Origin of the sequence: Anaerococcus groningensis (assembly GCF_046365465.1) — a bacterium.
GTDB lineage: Bacteria > Bacillota > Clostridia > Tissierellales > Peptoniphilaceae > Anaerococcus > Anaerococcus groningensis.
The window spans coordinates 34237-49311 of record NZ_JBGMEG010000006.1; the positions used below are offsets into that span (position 1 = coordinate 34237).

16 protein-coding genes are annotated in these 15075 nt (G+C 31.2%); 10 read left to right on the forward strand and 6 right to left on the reverse strand.

The window, feature by feature from the left end:
* Positions 1–49 precede the first annotated feature (49 nt).
* From AB9Q04_RS04555 to AB9Q04_RS04580, 6 genes are all read left to right on the forward strand, one after another.
* Positions 50–421: a GntR family transcriptional regulator gene (locus AB9Q04_RS04555; RefSeq protein WP_394011188.1), complete on the forward strand. Its 372-nt coding sequence runs from the start codon at positions 50–52 to the stop codon at positions 419–421.
* Positions 411–1274, forward strand: coding sequence for an ATP-binding cassette domain-containing protein (locus AB9Q04_RS04560; RefSeq protein WP_410024191.1), 864 nt, complete (start codon positions 411–413; stop codon positions 1272–1274). The genes AB9Q04_RS04555 and AB9Q04_RS04560 overlap by 11 nt, the downstream gene beginning before the upstream one ends.
* Complete coding sequence (locus AB9Q04_RS04565; RefSeq protein WP_410024192.1) at positions 1274–2518, forward strand: hypothetical protein; 1245 nt, start codon at positions 1274–1276, stop codon at positions 2516–2518. Before AB9Q04_RS04560 ends, AB9Q04_RS04565 begins: the two co-directional genes overlap by 1 nt.
* Positions 2519–2535: 17 nt before the next feature.
* Positions 2536–2973: a deoxycytidylate deaminase gene (locus AB9Q04_RS04570; protein ID WP_410024193.1), complete on the forward strand. Its 438-nt coding sequence runs from the start codon at positions 2536–2538 to the stop codon at positions 2971–2973.
* A gap of 17 nt (positions 2974–2990) precedes the next feature.
* Entirely contained in the window at positions 2991–3764 is a 774-nt protein-coding gene (gene udp, locus AB9Q04_RS04575; protein ID WP_410024194.1) for a uridine phosphorylase, read from the forward strand.
* Positions 3765–3828: 64 nt separating this feature from the next.
* Positions 3829–4116 carry a hypothetical protein gene (locus AB9Q04_RS04580; RefSeq protein WP_410024195.1) on the forward strand — a complete coding sequence of 96 codons (288 nt, stop codon included), beginning with the start codon at positions 3829–3831 and terminating at the stop codon, positions 4114–4116.
* A gap of 56 nt (positions 4117–4172) precedes the next feature.
* Here the strand turns inward: AB9Q04_RS04580 and AB9Q04_RS04585 are convergent, their stop codons facing one another.
* The 4 genes from AB9Q04_RS04585 to AB9Q04_RS04600 form a co-directional block, all read right to left on the reverse strand.
* On the reverse strand, positions 4173–5120 hold the full coding sequence (locus AB9Q04_RS04585) for a hypothetical protein (protein WP_410024196.1): 948 nt from the start codon (positions 5118–5120) through the stop codon (positions 4173–4175).
* Positions 5121–5225: 105 nt separating this feature from the next.
* Positions 5226–6158: a 1-phosphofructokinase family hexose kinase gene (locus tag AB9Q04_RS04590; RefSeq protein WP_410024197.1), complete on the reverse strand. Its 933-nt coding sequence runs from the start codon at positions 6156–6158 to the stop codon at positions 5226–5228.
* A 9-nt stretch (positions 6159–6167) separates the two neighbouring features.
* The gene (locus AB9Q04_RS04595) at positions 6168–7547 is read right to left on the reverse strand and encodes a UDP-N-acetylmuramoyl-tripeptide--D-alanyl-D-alanine ligase (protein WP_410024198.1); all 1380 of its coding nucleotides are present in this window, start codon (positions 7545–7547) and stop codon (positions 6168–6170) included.
* Entirely contained in the window at positions 7544–8581 is a 1038-nt protein-coding gene (locus AB9Q04_RS04600; protein ID WP_410024199.1) for a D-alanine--D-alanine ligase family protein, read from the reverse strand. Before AB9Q04_RS04600 ends, AB9Q04_RS04595 begins: the two co-directional genes overlap by 4 nt.
* A gap of 408 nt (positions 8582–8989) precedes the next feature.
* Here AB9Q04_RS04600 and AB9Q04_RS04605 point away from each other — a divergent pair, with 408 nt between their 5' ends.
* From AB9Q04_RS04605 to AB9Q04_RS04620, 4 genes are all read left to right on the forward strand, one after another.
* The gene (locus AB9Q04_RS04605; protein WP_394011198.1) at positions 8990–9847 is read left to right on the forward strand and encodes an aggregation-promoting factor C-terminal-like domain-containing protein; all 858 of its coding nucleotides are present in this window, start codon (positions 8990–8992) and stop codon (positions 9845–9847) included.
* A 112-nt stretch (positions 9848–9959) separates the two neighbouring features.
* Positions 9960–11366: a phospholipase D-like domain-containing protein gene (locus AB9Q04_RS04610; RefSeq protein ID WP_410024200.1), complete on the forward strand. Its 1407-nt coding sequence runs from the start codon at positions 9960–9962 to the stop codon at positions 11364–11366.
* A gap of 89 nt (positions 11367–11455) precedes the next feature.
* Positions 11456–12235, forward strand: a complete 780-nt coding sequence (locus AB9Q04_RS04615) for a hypothetical protein (RefSeq protein WP_410024201.1) — start codon at positions 11456–11458, stop codon at positions 12233–12235.
* 63 nt (positions 12236–12298) lie between these two features.
* Positions 12299–12817 (forward strand): peptidylprolyl isomerase, encoded by a 519-nt coding sequence (locus AB9Q04_RS04620; RefSeq protein WP_394018773.1) that lies wholly within the window; start codon positions 12299–12301, stop codon positions 12815–12817.
* A gap of 81 nt (positions 12818–12898) precedes the next feature.
* Here the strand turns inward: AB9Q04_RS04620 and AB9Q04_RS04625 are convergent, their stop codons facing one another.
* Both AB9Q04_RS04625 and AB9Q04_RS04630 read right to left on the reverse strand, forming a co-directional pair.
* Complete coding sequence (locus tag AB9Q04_RS04625) at positions 12899–13153, reverse strand: hypothetical protein (RefSeq protein WP_410024202.1); 255 nt, start codon at positions 13151–13153, stop codon at positions 12899–12901.
* A 9-nt stretch (positions 13154–13162) separates the two neighbouring features.
* The gene (locus tag AB9Q04_RS04630; protein ID WP_410024203.1) at positions 13163–15061 is read right to left on the reverse strand and encodes a fructose-bisphosphatase class III; all 1899 of its coding nucleotides are present in this window, start codon (positions 15059–15061) and stop codon (positions 13163–13165) included.
* Between the last annotated feature and the right edge of the window lie 14 nt (positions 15062–15075).

Below are 15075 nucleotides of genomic sequence, written 5' to 3' on the forward strand. Positions count from 1 at the left end.
ATAATATTACTGTATGGTGGGGTGTATAACACTTACTAGGAGGTATATTTTGTTTGAATTAAATCCAAACTCTGAAACACCTCTTTATATGCAAATTGTCGAACAAACGAAACTAGCTATAGCTAAGGGTTATTTTAGAAATGGAGATAAGTTTCCATCTGTTAGGGAGCTTTCTCGTGAACTTTTAATAAACCAAGCTACAGTTTCTAAGGCATTTAGAGAGTTGGATAAGCAGGGAATTATAGAAACCAAGGCTGGTATTGGTACATTTATTTCCTTTGATGATGAAAAAATAAGTCAAAGGTTTGAAGATATTACTAAAAGACTACAAGATGACTTAATAGAAGCCAGATACCTAGGGGTAACCCTAGATGAAGTCATTGCTATGTATAAAAAGGCGGGTGATTATAATGATCGTTGAGGCTATAAATATAAATAAGAGCTTTGATAATAAAAAAGTTTTGAATAATGTAAGTTTATGCTTAGAAAAAGGGATGATTACAGGCTTAGTTGGTAGAAATGGATCTGGAAAAACTACATTACTTAAAATTTTAGCTGGAATTTATAATGAAGACTCTGGAAAAATAAAAATAGCCGGAAATTCTTTAAAGGTTAACCCAAAAACGATAAAGCACTTAGCATATTTACCAGATAGGTTTGACTACTTTAATTATTATAAGATAAACCAGTTACCAGAATATTATAAAATTCTTTATCCAGATTTTGATAGTAAATTTTTTGAAAGCGAAATAAAAAAGTTTTCATTTAATCCTTCATCTAATATTAGAAATCTATCAAAGGGTGAGAAAAATATATTGGGATTGATTGTAATGCTAGCATCAAATGCAGATGTTATCTTAGTAGATGAAGTTTTAGATGGAATGGATGTATTAAATAGACGACGCATTAGTGAATATTTATTAGATGCAAAAGAAAAAGGATGCGCAGTATTTATATCAAGTCATGAGCTAGCTGAATTATCTAATATATGTGATTTTATATATTATCTAACAAAAGATGGAAATCTAAAAGAGACTAGAGAGGATAATGATAGTTCATTGCATAAATTACAAGTAGTTGTAAAAGACCACTTGCCAGATAGTATTGCTAATAAATCTGTCATTATATCTAATCTAGGAAGAGTATATACTATTTTAATAGATGCTAAGGATGAGCAATTAAGTGTGCTTTTATCAGATGAGCAAATCGTTCAATATGATATATTGGAAGTAAAAATCGAAGACTATTTCTATTTAGAAGAAGGAGCTAGATAATGACAGACTTTAAAAATTTATTTAAAATTATTTTTAAAAGATTTGGCATATGGATTTTGCTTTTGTCTCTACTAATAGCAGCTGTAAATGGAGTTCAGACCAAATACCGCTTAGCAAATGATTCTATTCAGCTTAAAAAAGCAGTAAATGAAATGTCAAAAGATACTGGAATAAAAATAGATAATAATCAAAAGATATCTAAGGACTATATAAAAGAGGCTGATAAAATAGCTGAAGAATACGCTAGTAAATATCATATAAAATCTGATGATGAATTAAATCGAATGCCAGAAAATGAATTTATGGCTTACAATGAAAAGCAAGAAGAAGCTTATAATTCAAGGTATTGGGAATTAGAATCATATTATAGAACTTACGAAAGTATTAAATCAACAAATCAAGATGATTCTTTAGGAGTTAATGATTATATAATAGGTATGGCATCTGGTATAGCAGTTCTAGTTGGTATTATATCAATGATTATTACAAGTCTTGAACAATCCTTGCCCTACTATGAATTTAGTTTGATGCTTCCATGGAAAAAAAGAGATGAAGTTTGGATGAAGGCCATAATTGTATTTATTATTGGTCTGGGTATATTTTTGATAAACCTTTTAATGAATATGTTTATGATTTCTGCTTCAGACCTTTCACCACTATTAAATATTGGAAGCTTTGGTAATACCATACTAAAATCACTATTATTGATACTTGGTACAAGTATAATTAGTGTAGCAACAGGTATGATTGCTGGAAATTTCGTAGGCCATGTAGGTCTTATGATTATAGCGGTTGGTTCAATTGAGTTAATCAAAATTATTTTGGATACATTTTTCGGTATTTTTAATCCAGACCTTGTAATGAAGCTTGACCAAAAATTTATAGATTTTACAGAAAAAGTTCCTGAACTATTAAAACCATTTTTTGGCCTAATCCATGTTGATATGAACTATGAAAGCTTAGCAGGCTTTATAATAATAGCAGTTCTTTGGTCTATATTGGCTTATCTAGTAAATTGTAAAAACTCCAGTGAAAACGCAGGATACTTAGTAATATCAAAACCAATATCAAATATTGCAAAAGTATTAGGAATACTTACTCTAGCAAGTGTATTGTCTGTAATAGGAGCAACAACTGTTATGGGTGAGTCCAGTATTATTATCCAACTTTTAATTTATATATTAGCTCTGTTGATTAGTATAAAACTATTTGATATCCTATTTAAGATAAGACTTAAGTTTTAGTTATTAAGGAGAGATATATGGCAAAAGATCGATTAACTTGGGATGAATATTTTATGAATCTAGCTACTACAGTTTCACAAAGAGGAACTTGTGATAGAGCCTATGTGGGGTGTGTGATAGTAAATAATGATCATAGGATAGTCACAACTGGGTATAATGGTTCTATAAAAGGCAATCCACATTGCGATGAAATAGGTCATACCATGCGTGATGGCCATTGTATAGCAACCATCCATGCAGAGATGAATGCGCTTTTATATTGTGCTAAAGAGGGCATATCTGTAAAAGATTGCATATGTTATGTAACCCATTTTCCATGCTTAAACTGTACTAAAAGCTTAATCCAAGCAGGTATTAGCAAAATTTATTATGGAGAAGCATATAGGATGGATGAATATGCAGTAGAACTTTTAAATCGCAATAATATAGAATTTATAAAAATTGAATTGCCATAAATCAAATAGGAGCAATTATGAACTATAGTGAAGATAATAAGCAGTACCATATCGGTGTTGATGAAAATGATATAGGAAAATACGTAATACTTCCGGGCGATCCAAAAAGATGTAAAAAAATTGCAGCTCACTTTGAAGATGCAAAACTTGTAGGAGACCACCGAGAATATATAACCTACACAGGATATCTAAATGGAGAAAAAGTTTCTGTGACATCCACAGGTATAGGTGGTCCATCAGCAGCTATTGCTATGGAAGAACTTGTAAAATTAGGTGCCCATACCTTTATCCGTGTAGGAACTTGTGGTGGTATGCAAGAAAATATAAAAAGTGGGGATGTTGTAATAGCAAATGCTGCTATAAGAGCAGAAGGCACTAGTAAGGAATATGCACCTATAGAGTTTCCTGCAGTAAGTAATTTTGAAGTTACAACTGCCCTTAAAAATGCTAGTGATAAGCTAAAGCAAGCAAGCCATATTGGAGTTGTCCAATGTAAGGATAGCTTTTATGGCCAACATGAGCCAGACAAGATGCCAATTTCTTATGAACTAGAAAATAAATGGAATGCTTGGCTAAAAATGGGCACTCTAGCAAGCGAGATGGAATCAGCAGCTCTTTTTACAGTTGCAAATTATCTGAAAGTTAGAGCTGGATCTTGCTTTTTAGTAGTAGCCAACCAAGAAAGAGAAAAAGCTGGACTAAAAAACCCAGTAGTCCACGATACAGAAATGGCTATAAAAGTAGGTGTAGAAGCCTTAAAAGAATTAATTGACCTAGATAAGAATAGATAAGATTTTAAAAGCTGGTTAAGGAATAAATAATAATTCTAACCAGCTTTTTTTGAAAGGAAAAATCATGGAAATACTTGGAAAAATATTATATTTTGTTGTGATTATGCTCGCTATAAAATACTTTAAAGTGATTATGAGTAAAGCAGAATACAAAAATATTGATCCAAGAAAGAGGTCTATCCTAAGAGTAATAGTAATAATCGTATTTCTAATAACCATAGTTTCACTTTTTGCTTACAGTATTCTTGCAGCTGAAAAGGGAGTGGCCAGAAGGGTCATATCTGGTATCCTTGCCCTAGTATCGCTAATTTATTTGATACATTTAATAAAAAGATATAGGGAAATAAAATAATTAAAATAAGAAAACGAGAAGTCTATTTAAACTTCTCGTTTTTAATTTAGTCTATATTATTTTAAAGAAATGCCTTCTTTAAGGTCACCAGCTATGTTACTATCTATTTTTACATCTAAAATCTCATCACCGTCTTCTATTAGATAATATTCTTTGTAATAACAGACTCCCTTATCTGAATCATAATCGCTATATATGCTTACAGGATTAATTTGGTTTTCGTTTTTTGATTCTATATATGTAACAAAAGAATCATCTATATTTGATAACTGGCCCTTAGATATTAGATTTTTATTATCTCTACCATCAATAAGGCTATACTCTAGCATATATATTTTATTGGCAGAATCATTTTTTAAATAGTGGTCTAGATTTGACTTTTCATTTTCATCCATACTTTCACTTTGTAAGAATTGATGGTTGTGGACTAACAAATTAACTTCTGGAGCTAAAGTTATTTTATTTATAACTTCATTACTTTTTTCATCTTCTTTGTCTTCATTATCATCTTTTAGATTAGGCTTAGCTTTTAAGAAAAATTCTTCGCTAGTTCTTTGATCACCAATGCTAAATTCTACATTTATACTATCTATTACAGTTCCTTGGTCTAAGGAATAATAAAATTTACCAGTTTCATTAGGAGAATAGTTTACTTTATATTCCTTGCATCCAATCTTGGTACCATTTTCATCATTTAAAGTTATATTTACTATATTTTTTACAGGATCGTTCTTATAAACTATATCATAGGAAACTAAATAAATTTCCTTGCCACTTTTTATATCCTCATCTACCCATGGCATTTGTTCTAAATCATTTGGATCGATTTCTTCTCTATCAATCTTTCCGTACTGAGTAAGCCTTAGTTTGCCATCATTAAGAGACAAAACTTCAGCAGGGCTTAAATCTTCTTCATAGTTTATAGGGGTACTTTCATCTCTATTTTGACAACCAACTATCAAAAAAGGCAAAAGTACAAGGGCTATTAATTTTTTATTTTTCATCACAACTACTCCGTATTAGCTTATTTTATAAAATTATAGCACTATATAAGACTAAATAAAATAGTTGAAATAAAAAAAACGATGGATATTATCCACCGTTTATAATTATTCAAGCTCCTCTACTTCCACATAATCCAGCATATTTACTATTTCATCATGGGTTGGTAGGTCTATTACTCTTGCGGTTGCTGAAGCAGCTGCAACTGCCATCTTATAGGCGTTTACTGGGTCGCCATCTTTTGCCATATTAGCTAAGAAACCTGCAATCATTGCATCGCGGCAAGCATTTGTATTTATTACTTCTTGACCATCATCTATTTCATTTGACTCATATATCTTATCACCTGTAAATAACATAGAACCATTTGCTCCGTAAGAAATGATAACATTTTTAGCGCCCATTTCTAATAATTTTTTACCGCAAGGGATATAGTCAAATTTTGTTTCAATATCTACATTAAAGATTTTTGCTATATCATCATCATTTGGTTTTATTAGTAGAGGTTTTTCTTTTACCATGTTTAATAGATATTGGCTTGGTACATCTGCTACAAATTCAGCTCCGTTTGATTTTGCAACTGAAAGTAGTCTATCGTAGATATCATCATCCATATTTTCCTCCATAGGTGGAACGGATCCTCCAAATATAATGGTATCACCTTCACGTACTCTGGATAGATAATATAAAAGTTCATCTACTTCTTCAGAAGATATATTTGGTCCTGGAAAGCTAATATAAGTTTCTCTTTTATTTTCATAAACTTTGATATTGGTACGGTTTATTTCTTTCATTTCTACAAAATCTGTCATGATATCTTCATTTTGCAGCCAGTCTTTTATAAATTGACCTTGAAAACCACCTACAAATCCTGTTGCAATGGTTGGGATTCTAAGGGCAGATAAAACTCTTGATACGTTTAATGCCTTACCACCTGGTAAGATTCTCTCGCTTTTCACATCATTTCTTTCACCTAATTTAAGTTGGTCTAGGCCAACGAATAAATCTATAGATGGGTTTAAGGTTACTGTGTAAATCATTATTACTCCTTAAATTTTAAGTGTTCTAACACATTCTATAATCTCTTCCATGTGCATGCCATGGCTACCTTTTACTAAAACCAAGGATGATTTTGTAATAAGTTGTTTAAGCTTATCACAAACATCGGCCTTCGATTCAAAATAAAAGGCTCGATTTTTTGGGAAATTTTCTAGTGCACCCTTATACATTTCATAGGATAATGGTCCAAAAAAGAGGGCATAGTGGATTTCATTTGGATCTATTTTTCTTCCTACATCAAAGTGAAGTTCTTTTTCGTTATCTCCTAGCTCTAGCATGTCTCCTAAAACTACAATTTTATTTTTATAGCCCTTTAGGGTATAGGTTGTGTTTAGGCCAGTTAATAGAGCCTGCGGATTTGACTTGTAGGAATCATCTAGGATATCAAAACCATTTAGTTCTAATATCGCAGATCTATTGCTGCTACCTTTAACTTTTTTTAGACCATCTTGAATTTGTTTTTTATCTAAACCCAAGATTTGAGCAATCATTGCTGTAATGCCACCATTATATATTTGGTGATCACCTAAAAGAGGCACCTTATAGATTGTATCTTCATTTTTAAATTCAACACCAGAGTTGTTATTTTCTAATGGAGATATTTTAAAATCGGCCTTATCACTTGTTCCAAATGTTAGGACTTTTTGGCTTACATCATAAGTAGGGATTTCTTTTGCTAAAATCGGGTCATCTATATTATATATAAAAATACCATCTGCTGATAAACCCTCAGTAATTTCCATTTTTGCTTTTGCTATTCCTTCTCTTGTTTTTAAATTATGAAGGTGGCTATCACCAATATTTAAAATAGTAGCTATATCTGGCTGGGCTATACGAGTTGTAAGGGCGATGTCGCCAAAATTGTCTGTACCAAGTTCTATGATTCCTATTTCAGTTTCTTCATCTAAGGAGAGGATAGTTTTTGGTACACCAATCTCATTATTTAAGTTACCCATTGTTTTTTGAACTTTGTATTTTTCTTTTAAAGTAGATTCTAATAAATCTTTGGTAGTTGTCTTTCCATTTGAACCAGTAATACCTATTATTTTGATATCTAGTTCGCTTCTATAAGATCTTGCAAGATCTCTAAGGGCTTTTCCTGTATCTTCTACTAATATATAAGGAATGGAAATATTTTTATTTATCTCAAAGTCCCTATCTATCAAAAAAGCTGCTGCTCCCTTATTTTCACATTCTTTTATAAAAATCCTACCATCAAATACTTCACCTATTAGGGGGATGTAGAGGTTATTTTTGCTAATAGTTCTAGAATCTGTTGACACACCTTCTATAAGTATATCTTTTTTGCTAGGGTCAGAAATTTCTCCGCCTAGCATTTTTGTAATATGACCTAGTGTTCTTTTAATCATTTAAATCTCCTAAAACCATCATCTATTAATTTATCAAGGACGAAATCAAAATCTTGTCCATACATATCCATAGCAAGTCTTGCAAAAAACGAAGTAGGGGTAAAGCCTGGGAAGGTATTTATTTCATTTATAAAAAATTTATTTTCCTTGGTATAGAAAATATCTACACGGGCAAAACCTTCACAACCTGCTGCCTTATAACATTCTTTGGCAAAGTTTATAGCTTCTATTTTATATATTTCTTCCATTTCATAAGGAACTTGGGCTATGGTTTCTTTATCAAAATATTTTGCATCATAATCTAAAAATTTATGATTGGTAATATAAGCCGCAGGAGCTGAAACATCTAGATTGCCACCTTCTCCAATAATAGCAATTTCTATTTCTTGCCCATCTATTAGCTCCTCAACGAGGGCCTTTTGGTCGTATTTTAAAGCTTCTTTAATAGCATCTTTTAAATCTTCTTTATTTTCAACCTTACTAACTCCAACAGAAGATCCATTGGCTGATGGTTTTACTATTAAAGGTAGACCTATCTCATTTATACACTTATTTATAAAGTCATCATCAAAACCTTCTTTATATGTATAAAGATATTTAGCTTGGGAAAGTCCATTTTTTTCAAAAATATCATTAGTAGTTACCTTATCCATACATAGGGCAGAGGATAATAAGCCGTTACCTATATAAGGAAATCTTATACAATCTAAAAATCCTTGGATAGTTCCATCTTCACCATAAGTTCCGTGGATGGCTGGGATAATTATAGTATTTGCTGGGTCATAGTCCTTTAAAATTTCTAAAAATTCTGCAATAGATCCAGCTACATTTTTATTAGTTTCTTTTACTAAATCAAATTCATCCTTAGTTTCTATAACATTATAGGGTTTAGAAAAAGCCCCTTTTTTATCTATATAAACTAGTTTAGTATCATATTTACTTTTATTTAAACTTTGACTAATATTTAGAGCACTTCTTAGTGAAATCTCATGTTCACTAGAAGGGCCTCCACAAAGTAGAAAAACGTTGATCATTTAGTTCTCACTTTCTTCTATAATTAATAAAATTTTACTACATTAGAAAAAACTGGGCAAATTTAAGGGTTATTTAATGTTAATATATAATACTTGTAACAAAATGGTTACTTATCATTTATATATAAAATTACAGAAATTTACAAAATCTTTTAAAAACAAAGTAAAATTTAGGTAAATATTTAAAGCTGCAAATAAAAAATAATAAGGTAAAGCGTTGCAATTGCTTGATTACATACTGTTCAAGATAAAAATTTAAAATATTTGTATCTACATAATTACTACACAATTAGCTTGTATAATAACACTTGTCAAAACAAGATGTTAACAATTTGTAACCTTTGTTACAAAGAATATTAAATTTAAAATGAAAATTGAGCCATAAAGGCTATTGAAAGGATATATTAAATGATTAACTTTAAAAAATACGCTCTTGCAGCAGCGCTAGTAATTCCATCTGTAATTGGATTTGGAGCAAAAGATTCAGAAGCTGCAAAACTTGCAATAGATAAAAATCTAGCTCAAGGTGTAAATGTTAGAACAGAAGCTAAAGTAGGCGATAATGTAATCGGTCTTATCGATGATAGAGAAAAATCATACGAAGTTATTTCTGAAGAAGGAGACTGGACAAAAATCGACTTTAATGGAAAAGAAGCTTACGTTGTTTCAAAATGGTTCCACGTACTTGAAGATACAAAATTAGTTGCAGATGCAAACTTTAGAGATGCTGCTAATCTTGATTCAAAAGTAATTGATGTTTTAAAAGCAAATACAGAAGTAGAAGTACTAGGTCTTGCTGAAAATGGTTATGTAAAAGTAAAAGTAAATGATAAAGAAGGATATGTATACCACGATCTATTAGAATCATTTAGACAAGCAAGAATTGAAAATGAAAAAGCTCAACAAGCACAAGCTCAAAACCAAGCTACAAATAACAATAATAACCAAGTGGCTCAAAGACAAACTACAACACAAACACAAACTCAACAAACACAAACTTACCAACAACCAGCTCAACAACAACAATCTTACCAAGGTTCTTCAAGCTGGGCTAAAGAATGGATTGCTCAAAGAGAAAGTGGTGGTTCATACTCAGCTTACAACCCAAATGGCGGATACTATGGTAGATATCAATTAAATCCATCACTAGTACCTTATGGTGCAAGCCCTGCTCAACAAGAAGCAGCAGCTGATAACTATGTTGCACAAAGATACGGATCATGGGAACGTGCTCAACAATTCTGGGCAGCTAATGGTTGGTACTAAAATTAAATAAAAATTATAAACTAAAGCTTTAAGGGTTACCTTAAAGCTTTTTTTGTAATAAAATATATCTAGACTAACATGTTTTAAGTAGAAATCTTGACAAAGGAGATACATGAAAGAAAAGATGGTAAAGATTTTTATTGCATTATTAATTTACATACTAATATTTTCTAGCTTACCTTTTATAAAACAAAAAAGTGTAGATGAAAATTATAAAAAAAACTTTGATATAGGTAAATTTTACCAAGATGATGGATCTATAGCCTATGCTCAAGTTATAAGGGATAATGAAAACTCTAGTATAGAAAAAATTAGAGCCATAGATAATGCTAAAAATAAGATTATGATTGGCAATTATAGGTTCCTTATGGACCAAGAAGGTAAAAAATATATGGCAAGCCTGGTGGCTGCTGCTCAAAGAGGAGTAGAAATATACATAATCTTAGATGGTAATACTCTTTTTATGAATGCTTTTAAAAATGACTATTACCTAGCCTTAGAAAGTTTTCCAAATGTGCATATTAAAATATATAATCCTATGAATCCACTAAAACCATGGTCACTTATGGGTAGGATGCATGATAAGTATATGATTGTGGATGATAAGATAGGTTTTGTAGGTGGTAGAAATATAGAAAAAAGATTTTTACAAAATAAAGGTAAGATAAGCTATGATTGGGATATCTTAGTTTACTTTGAAAAGAGAAGTCAAAAAGATGGTCTAGGAGAATTAATAGCTTACTTTAAAAATATTTATCAAAATGGACAGAGAAATAAAGATGTAAAAGATGCGGCTATTTTTACAAGTTCTAGAAAAAGTAGAGAGCTTATAAGTGAACTAGAGAAAATTTATAAGAACGATAAAAGTTTTAATCCTGATAATTATAAACAAGTTGATTACAAAAAAACTTTTACAAAGGTAGGTAAGGTGAGCTTAATCACAAATCCTATTGATGTATATAGTAAACAGCCGTTAGCCTTTTATCAAATAAGTGAGTTGATGAAAAATTCAAAAAGCAAGGTAAGTATTCATACTCCATATTTTATAGGAAATGAAATTATGTTTGAGAGTCTAAAGACGATTGCTAGTAACAATCCCACTACCTTATTTACTAACTCACCTGCTACAGGGGTAAATCTAGTTGGAGTAGGGGAATATTTAATCCATTACCATAAACTTATAGATACAAAGGCAAATATATTAGAAAATGAAAAGCCACATTCTTACCACGGCAAGGCCTTTACCATAGATGATAACCTAGCAGCTATTGGTAGTTTTAATTGGGATATGAGATCTGTCTATATTGACACAGAGCTGATGCTCGTAGTAGAGGGTGAGGACTTTTATAAGGAAGTTGAAAAGGAATTAAATTATTATCAAAAGGATGCAAGTAAAGTTTTAGAAGATGGGCGTAAAGAAAATTTATCTGGTAAAGAAGTTTCCAAAATAAATTTTCTAAAAAAACTAGGCTCTATTATTTTTATAATACTATTCTATCCATTTAGATTTTTATTCTAAGGCTATTTTAGATGATTTAACATAAACTTTACAAATTAATGATATAATCATTATAAACCAATTGGTTTTTGAAAATGCTAGGGGGACGAATGAATAAAGCTAATAGTATAAAGAAGAAGCTAAACAGACTTAGTAATGAAAATAAAATACAAACACTTTTCTTTGATGAAGAAAGTGATGTTCTTATTATATTAGATTTAGAAACTATTGAATATAAGGGTGTATACCTAAAATATGAGTATGAGGGTAGTGTTATAGAGCTAAATACTGCTACCAATAGCCTAAAAGTAAATGATGATGGAGATGTATCTAGGACAAAGATAGATCCTCTTATAAGAAAATCATTGGATAAAGTTGCTGTAAGCAAATTTAATGTAAAAAAAGTAGATGAAGATTATTTTACTGACTTAGAAGATATTTTTAATGATGATATAGAAACTATCCAAGATGAAGAAACTAACGAAATTTATAAGACAGTAAAAGATACTATTAAAGAAATCCATGATAAATCTTATGACAAAGACTTTATAACTAATCAAGTTAAAAAGTTTGATATCATAGAAAAAAAAGATCACTTTAATCTAGAAAGATATGTAGGTGCCTCAAAAATAAAATATAACTCTGCTAAAAATAAGATAACAGTTAGAAATAACTACAATTTCAAAGAGAAATTTACCTTCACGGATGTAGTAGCTGATTTTAATACTGCAGTATTTTTAGAAGTAATTAGAGAATACTACCGTAAAAAAGAGTTTGATAAAAGAAGATTAAGTCTAGATGATGCTTTTATAGATGGCTATCCAGTATTTACCCATACAGCTGCCCTTGGTGATAAAGATAAAAATTACGATGATGACAAATCTAACTAATGTTTTCTTTAGAGTGATTTTGGATATAAATTATATATCAGGAATTTAAGGAAAGAGGTAAATATGACTAATCCAATAGTTACATTTGAAATGGAAAATGGAGATATAATCAAAGCAGAATTATATCCTGAAATAGCACCAAATACAGTTAATAACTTTATTTCATTAATAAATAATGGATTTTATGATGGACTTATTTTTCATAGAGTTATAAAAGGCTTTATGATTCAAGGGGGAGACCCAGAAGGAACAGGTATGGGTGGCCCTGGTTATGGAATCAAAGGCGAATTTGCTTCAAACGGTTTTAAAAACGACTTAGCGCACGAAGCAGGAGTTTTATCTATGGCAAGATCTATGATGCCAAACTCAGCCGGCAGTCAATTTTTTATTATGCACAAAGATAGCCCACACTTAGATGGTGACTATGCTGCTTTTGGTAAAGTAACTGACGGCATGGATGTGGTAGATAAAATTGCTGAAAGCAAAACTGACAGATCTGATAGACCAGTAGATGAAGTAAAAATTAAAAAAGTAACAGTAGATACATTTGGTGAAGACTATCCAGAACCAGAAAAAATGTAAGTAAACAAAAAAGATGCGAGTAGAAAAAATCTACCGCATCTTTTTTTATGTCCATTTATAAGTCTTTTATCAATAATTAATTTAAAATTTAGAAATATCTTTACCACAGTATGGACAGTATTTGGCTGGTTTTAATAAATAATCATTAATTAGACTATTGCAATATGGACATTTATTAGCAGCAAAATACAAGATAAAACCAACCACAGAAATTATAACCGCAAGAAATATATTCCAAGTGATACTCGTAGCAAAAGGATTATTAAAGGCTAAAATTAAAATCAAAGCTACAATCCACAAGGCAATAGATATTAGGTTGTAGTGTTTTCTTTTCATATATTTCTCCTATAAATTATCGTACTTTTCTAAGAGTTCTTCTAAAACTTCTATTCTTTGTCTGATATCTTTACCTTCATCTGTATCTTTTATAAGCATCCTAGGATGGAGAACTTCTATTTCTTTTATGTTTGGCCTATAAGAGCTAACTTCATCTGTGATTGATTCGTAATTGTTATGCTCAGCTAGGGAAACTGCATGGGAGTTAAATACTAGGGTGTAACCAGAAATACCTGTTTTAGCGTGGTATGGTTTGGCTATACCACCATCGATTACATATAATTTGCCCTTGGCCTTTACTGGTAACTCTCCCTTTTTAGTTTTTACTGGAACATGGCCATTTACAATTCGCCTACGAGTTGCTGTTACTCCAAATTCATCCAGGATCATGTCTACTATTTCTTCTTGGTTGGATAATTTGTAGTAAGGGTTGTAGATTTCTTTTCTTAGTTCTTCCTCTTCTATAAAGATATTTTCAAAGTAGGAAAACTGTGATTTACCAAAAAGTGGGGATTGCTTGCCGTAAAATAAATACCAAACTATATCTAAAGAAGCTTGGTCGTTATTATAATAAGCAGACCTAGCAATTTCATCAAATTTATCAAATAGGGCCTTGCCTGAATAATTCTTGCCCCATATTTCCACATCCATAAAGGTTCCGTCTTCGTTTAGAGGGATGCAACCATGAAATAATAGGGAACCATTTTCGATTTTATAAATTGCCCCATGTTCGTATAAAAATTCTATGTGGCGGTTTAATTTTACTCCGCGTTTAAAGTCTAGGGCTAGGGCATCAATTACTGCTTCTTCTGCTTTAGTTAATTTTAATGGATCTTTTGGATCTACTGTAGGGAAGTGGCCATCTTTTAAAGAAGCTCCCTTGTAGGTTTTATTTTCAAAATCTATGATTTTTAGGAAGTTTCTATCTTCCATATTAAAATCAGGATTACGTTCTAAAAGTTTGCCATCAAGCTTATATCGGATGATTGATATGGCCTTAAACATCTTGGCAGCTATCTCTGAGCTGATGTTATCGTAAAGATTTTTATCAAATATCCTTGGCATAAATAATTCGCATGGATCATCCTTATAAGTTATGATTGCAAATTCGTAAAGCGGTCTTAGATTTATTCCATAACCATCTTCTAGCATATCAAAGTTATTATAAGAAATAGCATTTGCTATACATGCTGCAACTAGGGCCTTGTTGCCAGCTACAGCTCCCATCCATTCTATATCGTGGTTGCCCCATTGGATATCAACGTTTGGAAAAGTTAAAAGTTCATCCATAATTATTTGTGGGGAAGGACCACGGTCGTAAATATCTCCTACAACATGAAGTTTGTCTACACTTATTCTTTGGATGAGGGTTGTAATAGTTACTATAAAATCTTGGGCGTTATCGTATTTGACAATGTTTTCTACTAACTTATCGTAATATTCTTTTTTATTAAACTCAGAATCGTTGGTATATAAGAGTTCATCTACAATATCTGTAAATAGGTAGCCAAACTTTTTCTTTACATAGCTTTTGGCATACTTAGTAGAAACGAATCTAAATAAACTTATTAGCCTATGAATGGTTATTGTTAGATAATCTTCTGTCAGTTCCCCATTCATTTGCATATCGTGAAGGACTTCCTTGGGATTATAAATTAATTCGCAAAGTTTGTCTTGCTCTTCTTTTAAAAGAGTTTCTCCAAAATGAATGGAAGTTTTTTCTCTAATATTTCCAGAAGCAGACTTTAAAAGTTGCAAGAAAGCTGGTGCTTCTCCGTGGACATCGGAAAAAAAGTATTCAGTGCCCTTTGGTAAATATAACTTGGCATTTAAAGTTATAAGCTCGTCTTTGATAGCAGCCTTACTGGGATAATGTTCTTTTAGAAGTTTGAAATAATTTTCATCCATAATCTACCTCGATT

Coding starts and splice junctions, on each gene's coding strand:
- AB9Q04_RS04560 (WP_410024191.1), top strand. CDS start 411: ATGATCGTTGAGGCTATAAATATAAATAAGAGCTTTGATAATAAAAAA.
- AB9Q04_RS04565 (WP_410024192.1), top strand. CDS start 1,274: ATGACAGACTTTAAAAATTTATTTAAAATTATTTTTAAAAGATTTGGC.
- AB9Q04_RS04570 (WP_410024193.1), top strand. CDS start 2,536: ATGGCAAAAGATCGATTAACTTGGGATGAATATTTTATGAATCTAGCT.
- udp (WP_410024194.1), top strand. CDS start 2,991: ATGAACTATAGTGAAGATAATAAGCAGTACCATATCGGTGTTGATGAA.
- AB9Q04_RS04580 (WP_410024195.1), top strand. CDS start 3,829: ATGGAAATACTTGGAAAAATATTATATTTTGTTGTGATTATGCTCGCT.
- AB9Q04_RS04585 (WP_410024196.1), bottom strand. CDS start 5,120: ATGAAAAATAAAAAATTAATAGCCCTTGTACTTTTGCCTTTTTTGATA.
- AB9Q04_RS04590 (WP_410024197.1), bottom strand. CDS start 6,158: ATGATTTACACAGTAACCTTAAACCCATCTATAGATTTATTCGTTGGC.
- AB9Q04_RS04595 (WP_410024198.1), bottom strand. CDS start 7,547: ATGATTAAAAGAACACTAGGTCATATTACAAAAATGCTAGGCGGAGAA.
- AB9Q04_RS04600 (WP_410024199.1), bottom strand. CDS start 8,581: ATGATCAACGTTTTTCTACTTTGTGGAGGCCCTTCTAGTGAACATGAG.
- AB9Q04_RS04605 (WP_394011198.1), top strand. CDS start 8,990: ATGATTAACTTTAAAAAATACGCTCTTGCAGCAGCGCTAGTAATTCCA.
- AB9Q04_RS04610 (WP_410024200.1), top strand. CDS start 9,960: ATGAAAGAAAAGATGGTAAAGATTTTTATTGCATTATTAATTTACATA.
- AB9Q04_RS04615 (WP_410024201.1), top strand. CDS start 11,456: ATGAATAAAGCTAATAGTATAAAGAAGAAGCTAAACAGACTTAGTAAT.
- AB9Q04_RS04620 (WP_394018773.1), top strand. CDS start 12,299: ATGACTAATCCAATAGTTACATTTGAAATGGAAAATGGAGATATAATC.
- AB9Q04_RS04625 (WP_410024202.1), bottom strand. CDS start 13,153: ATGAAAAGAAAACACTACAACCTAATATCTATTGCCTTGTGGATTGTA.
- AB9Q04_RS04630 (WP_410024203.1), bottom strand. CDS start 15,061: ATGGATGAAAATTATTTCAAACTTCTAAAAGAACATTATCCCAGTAAG.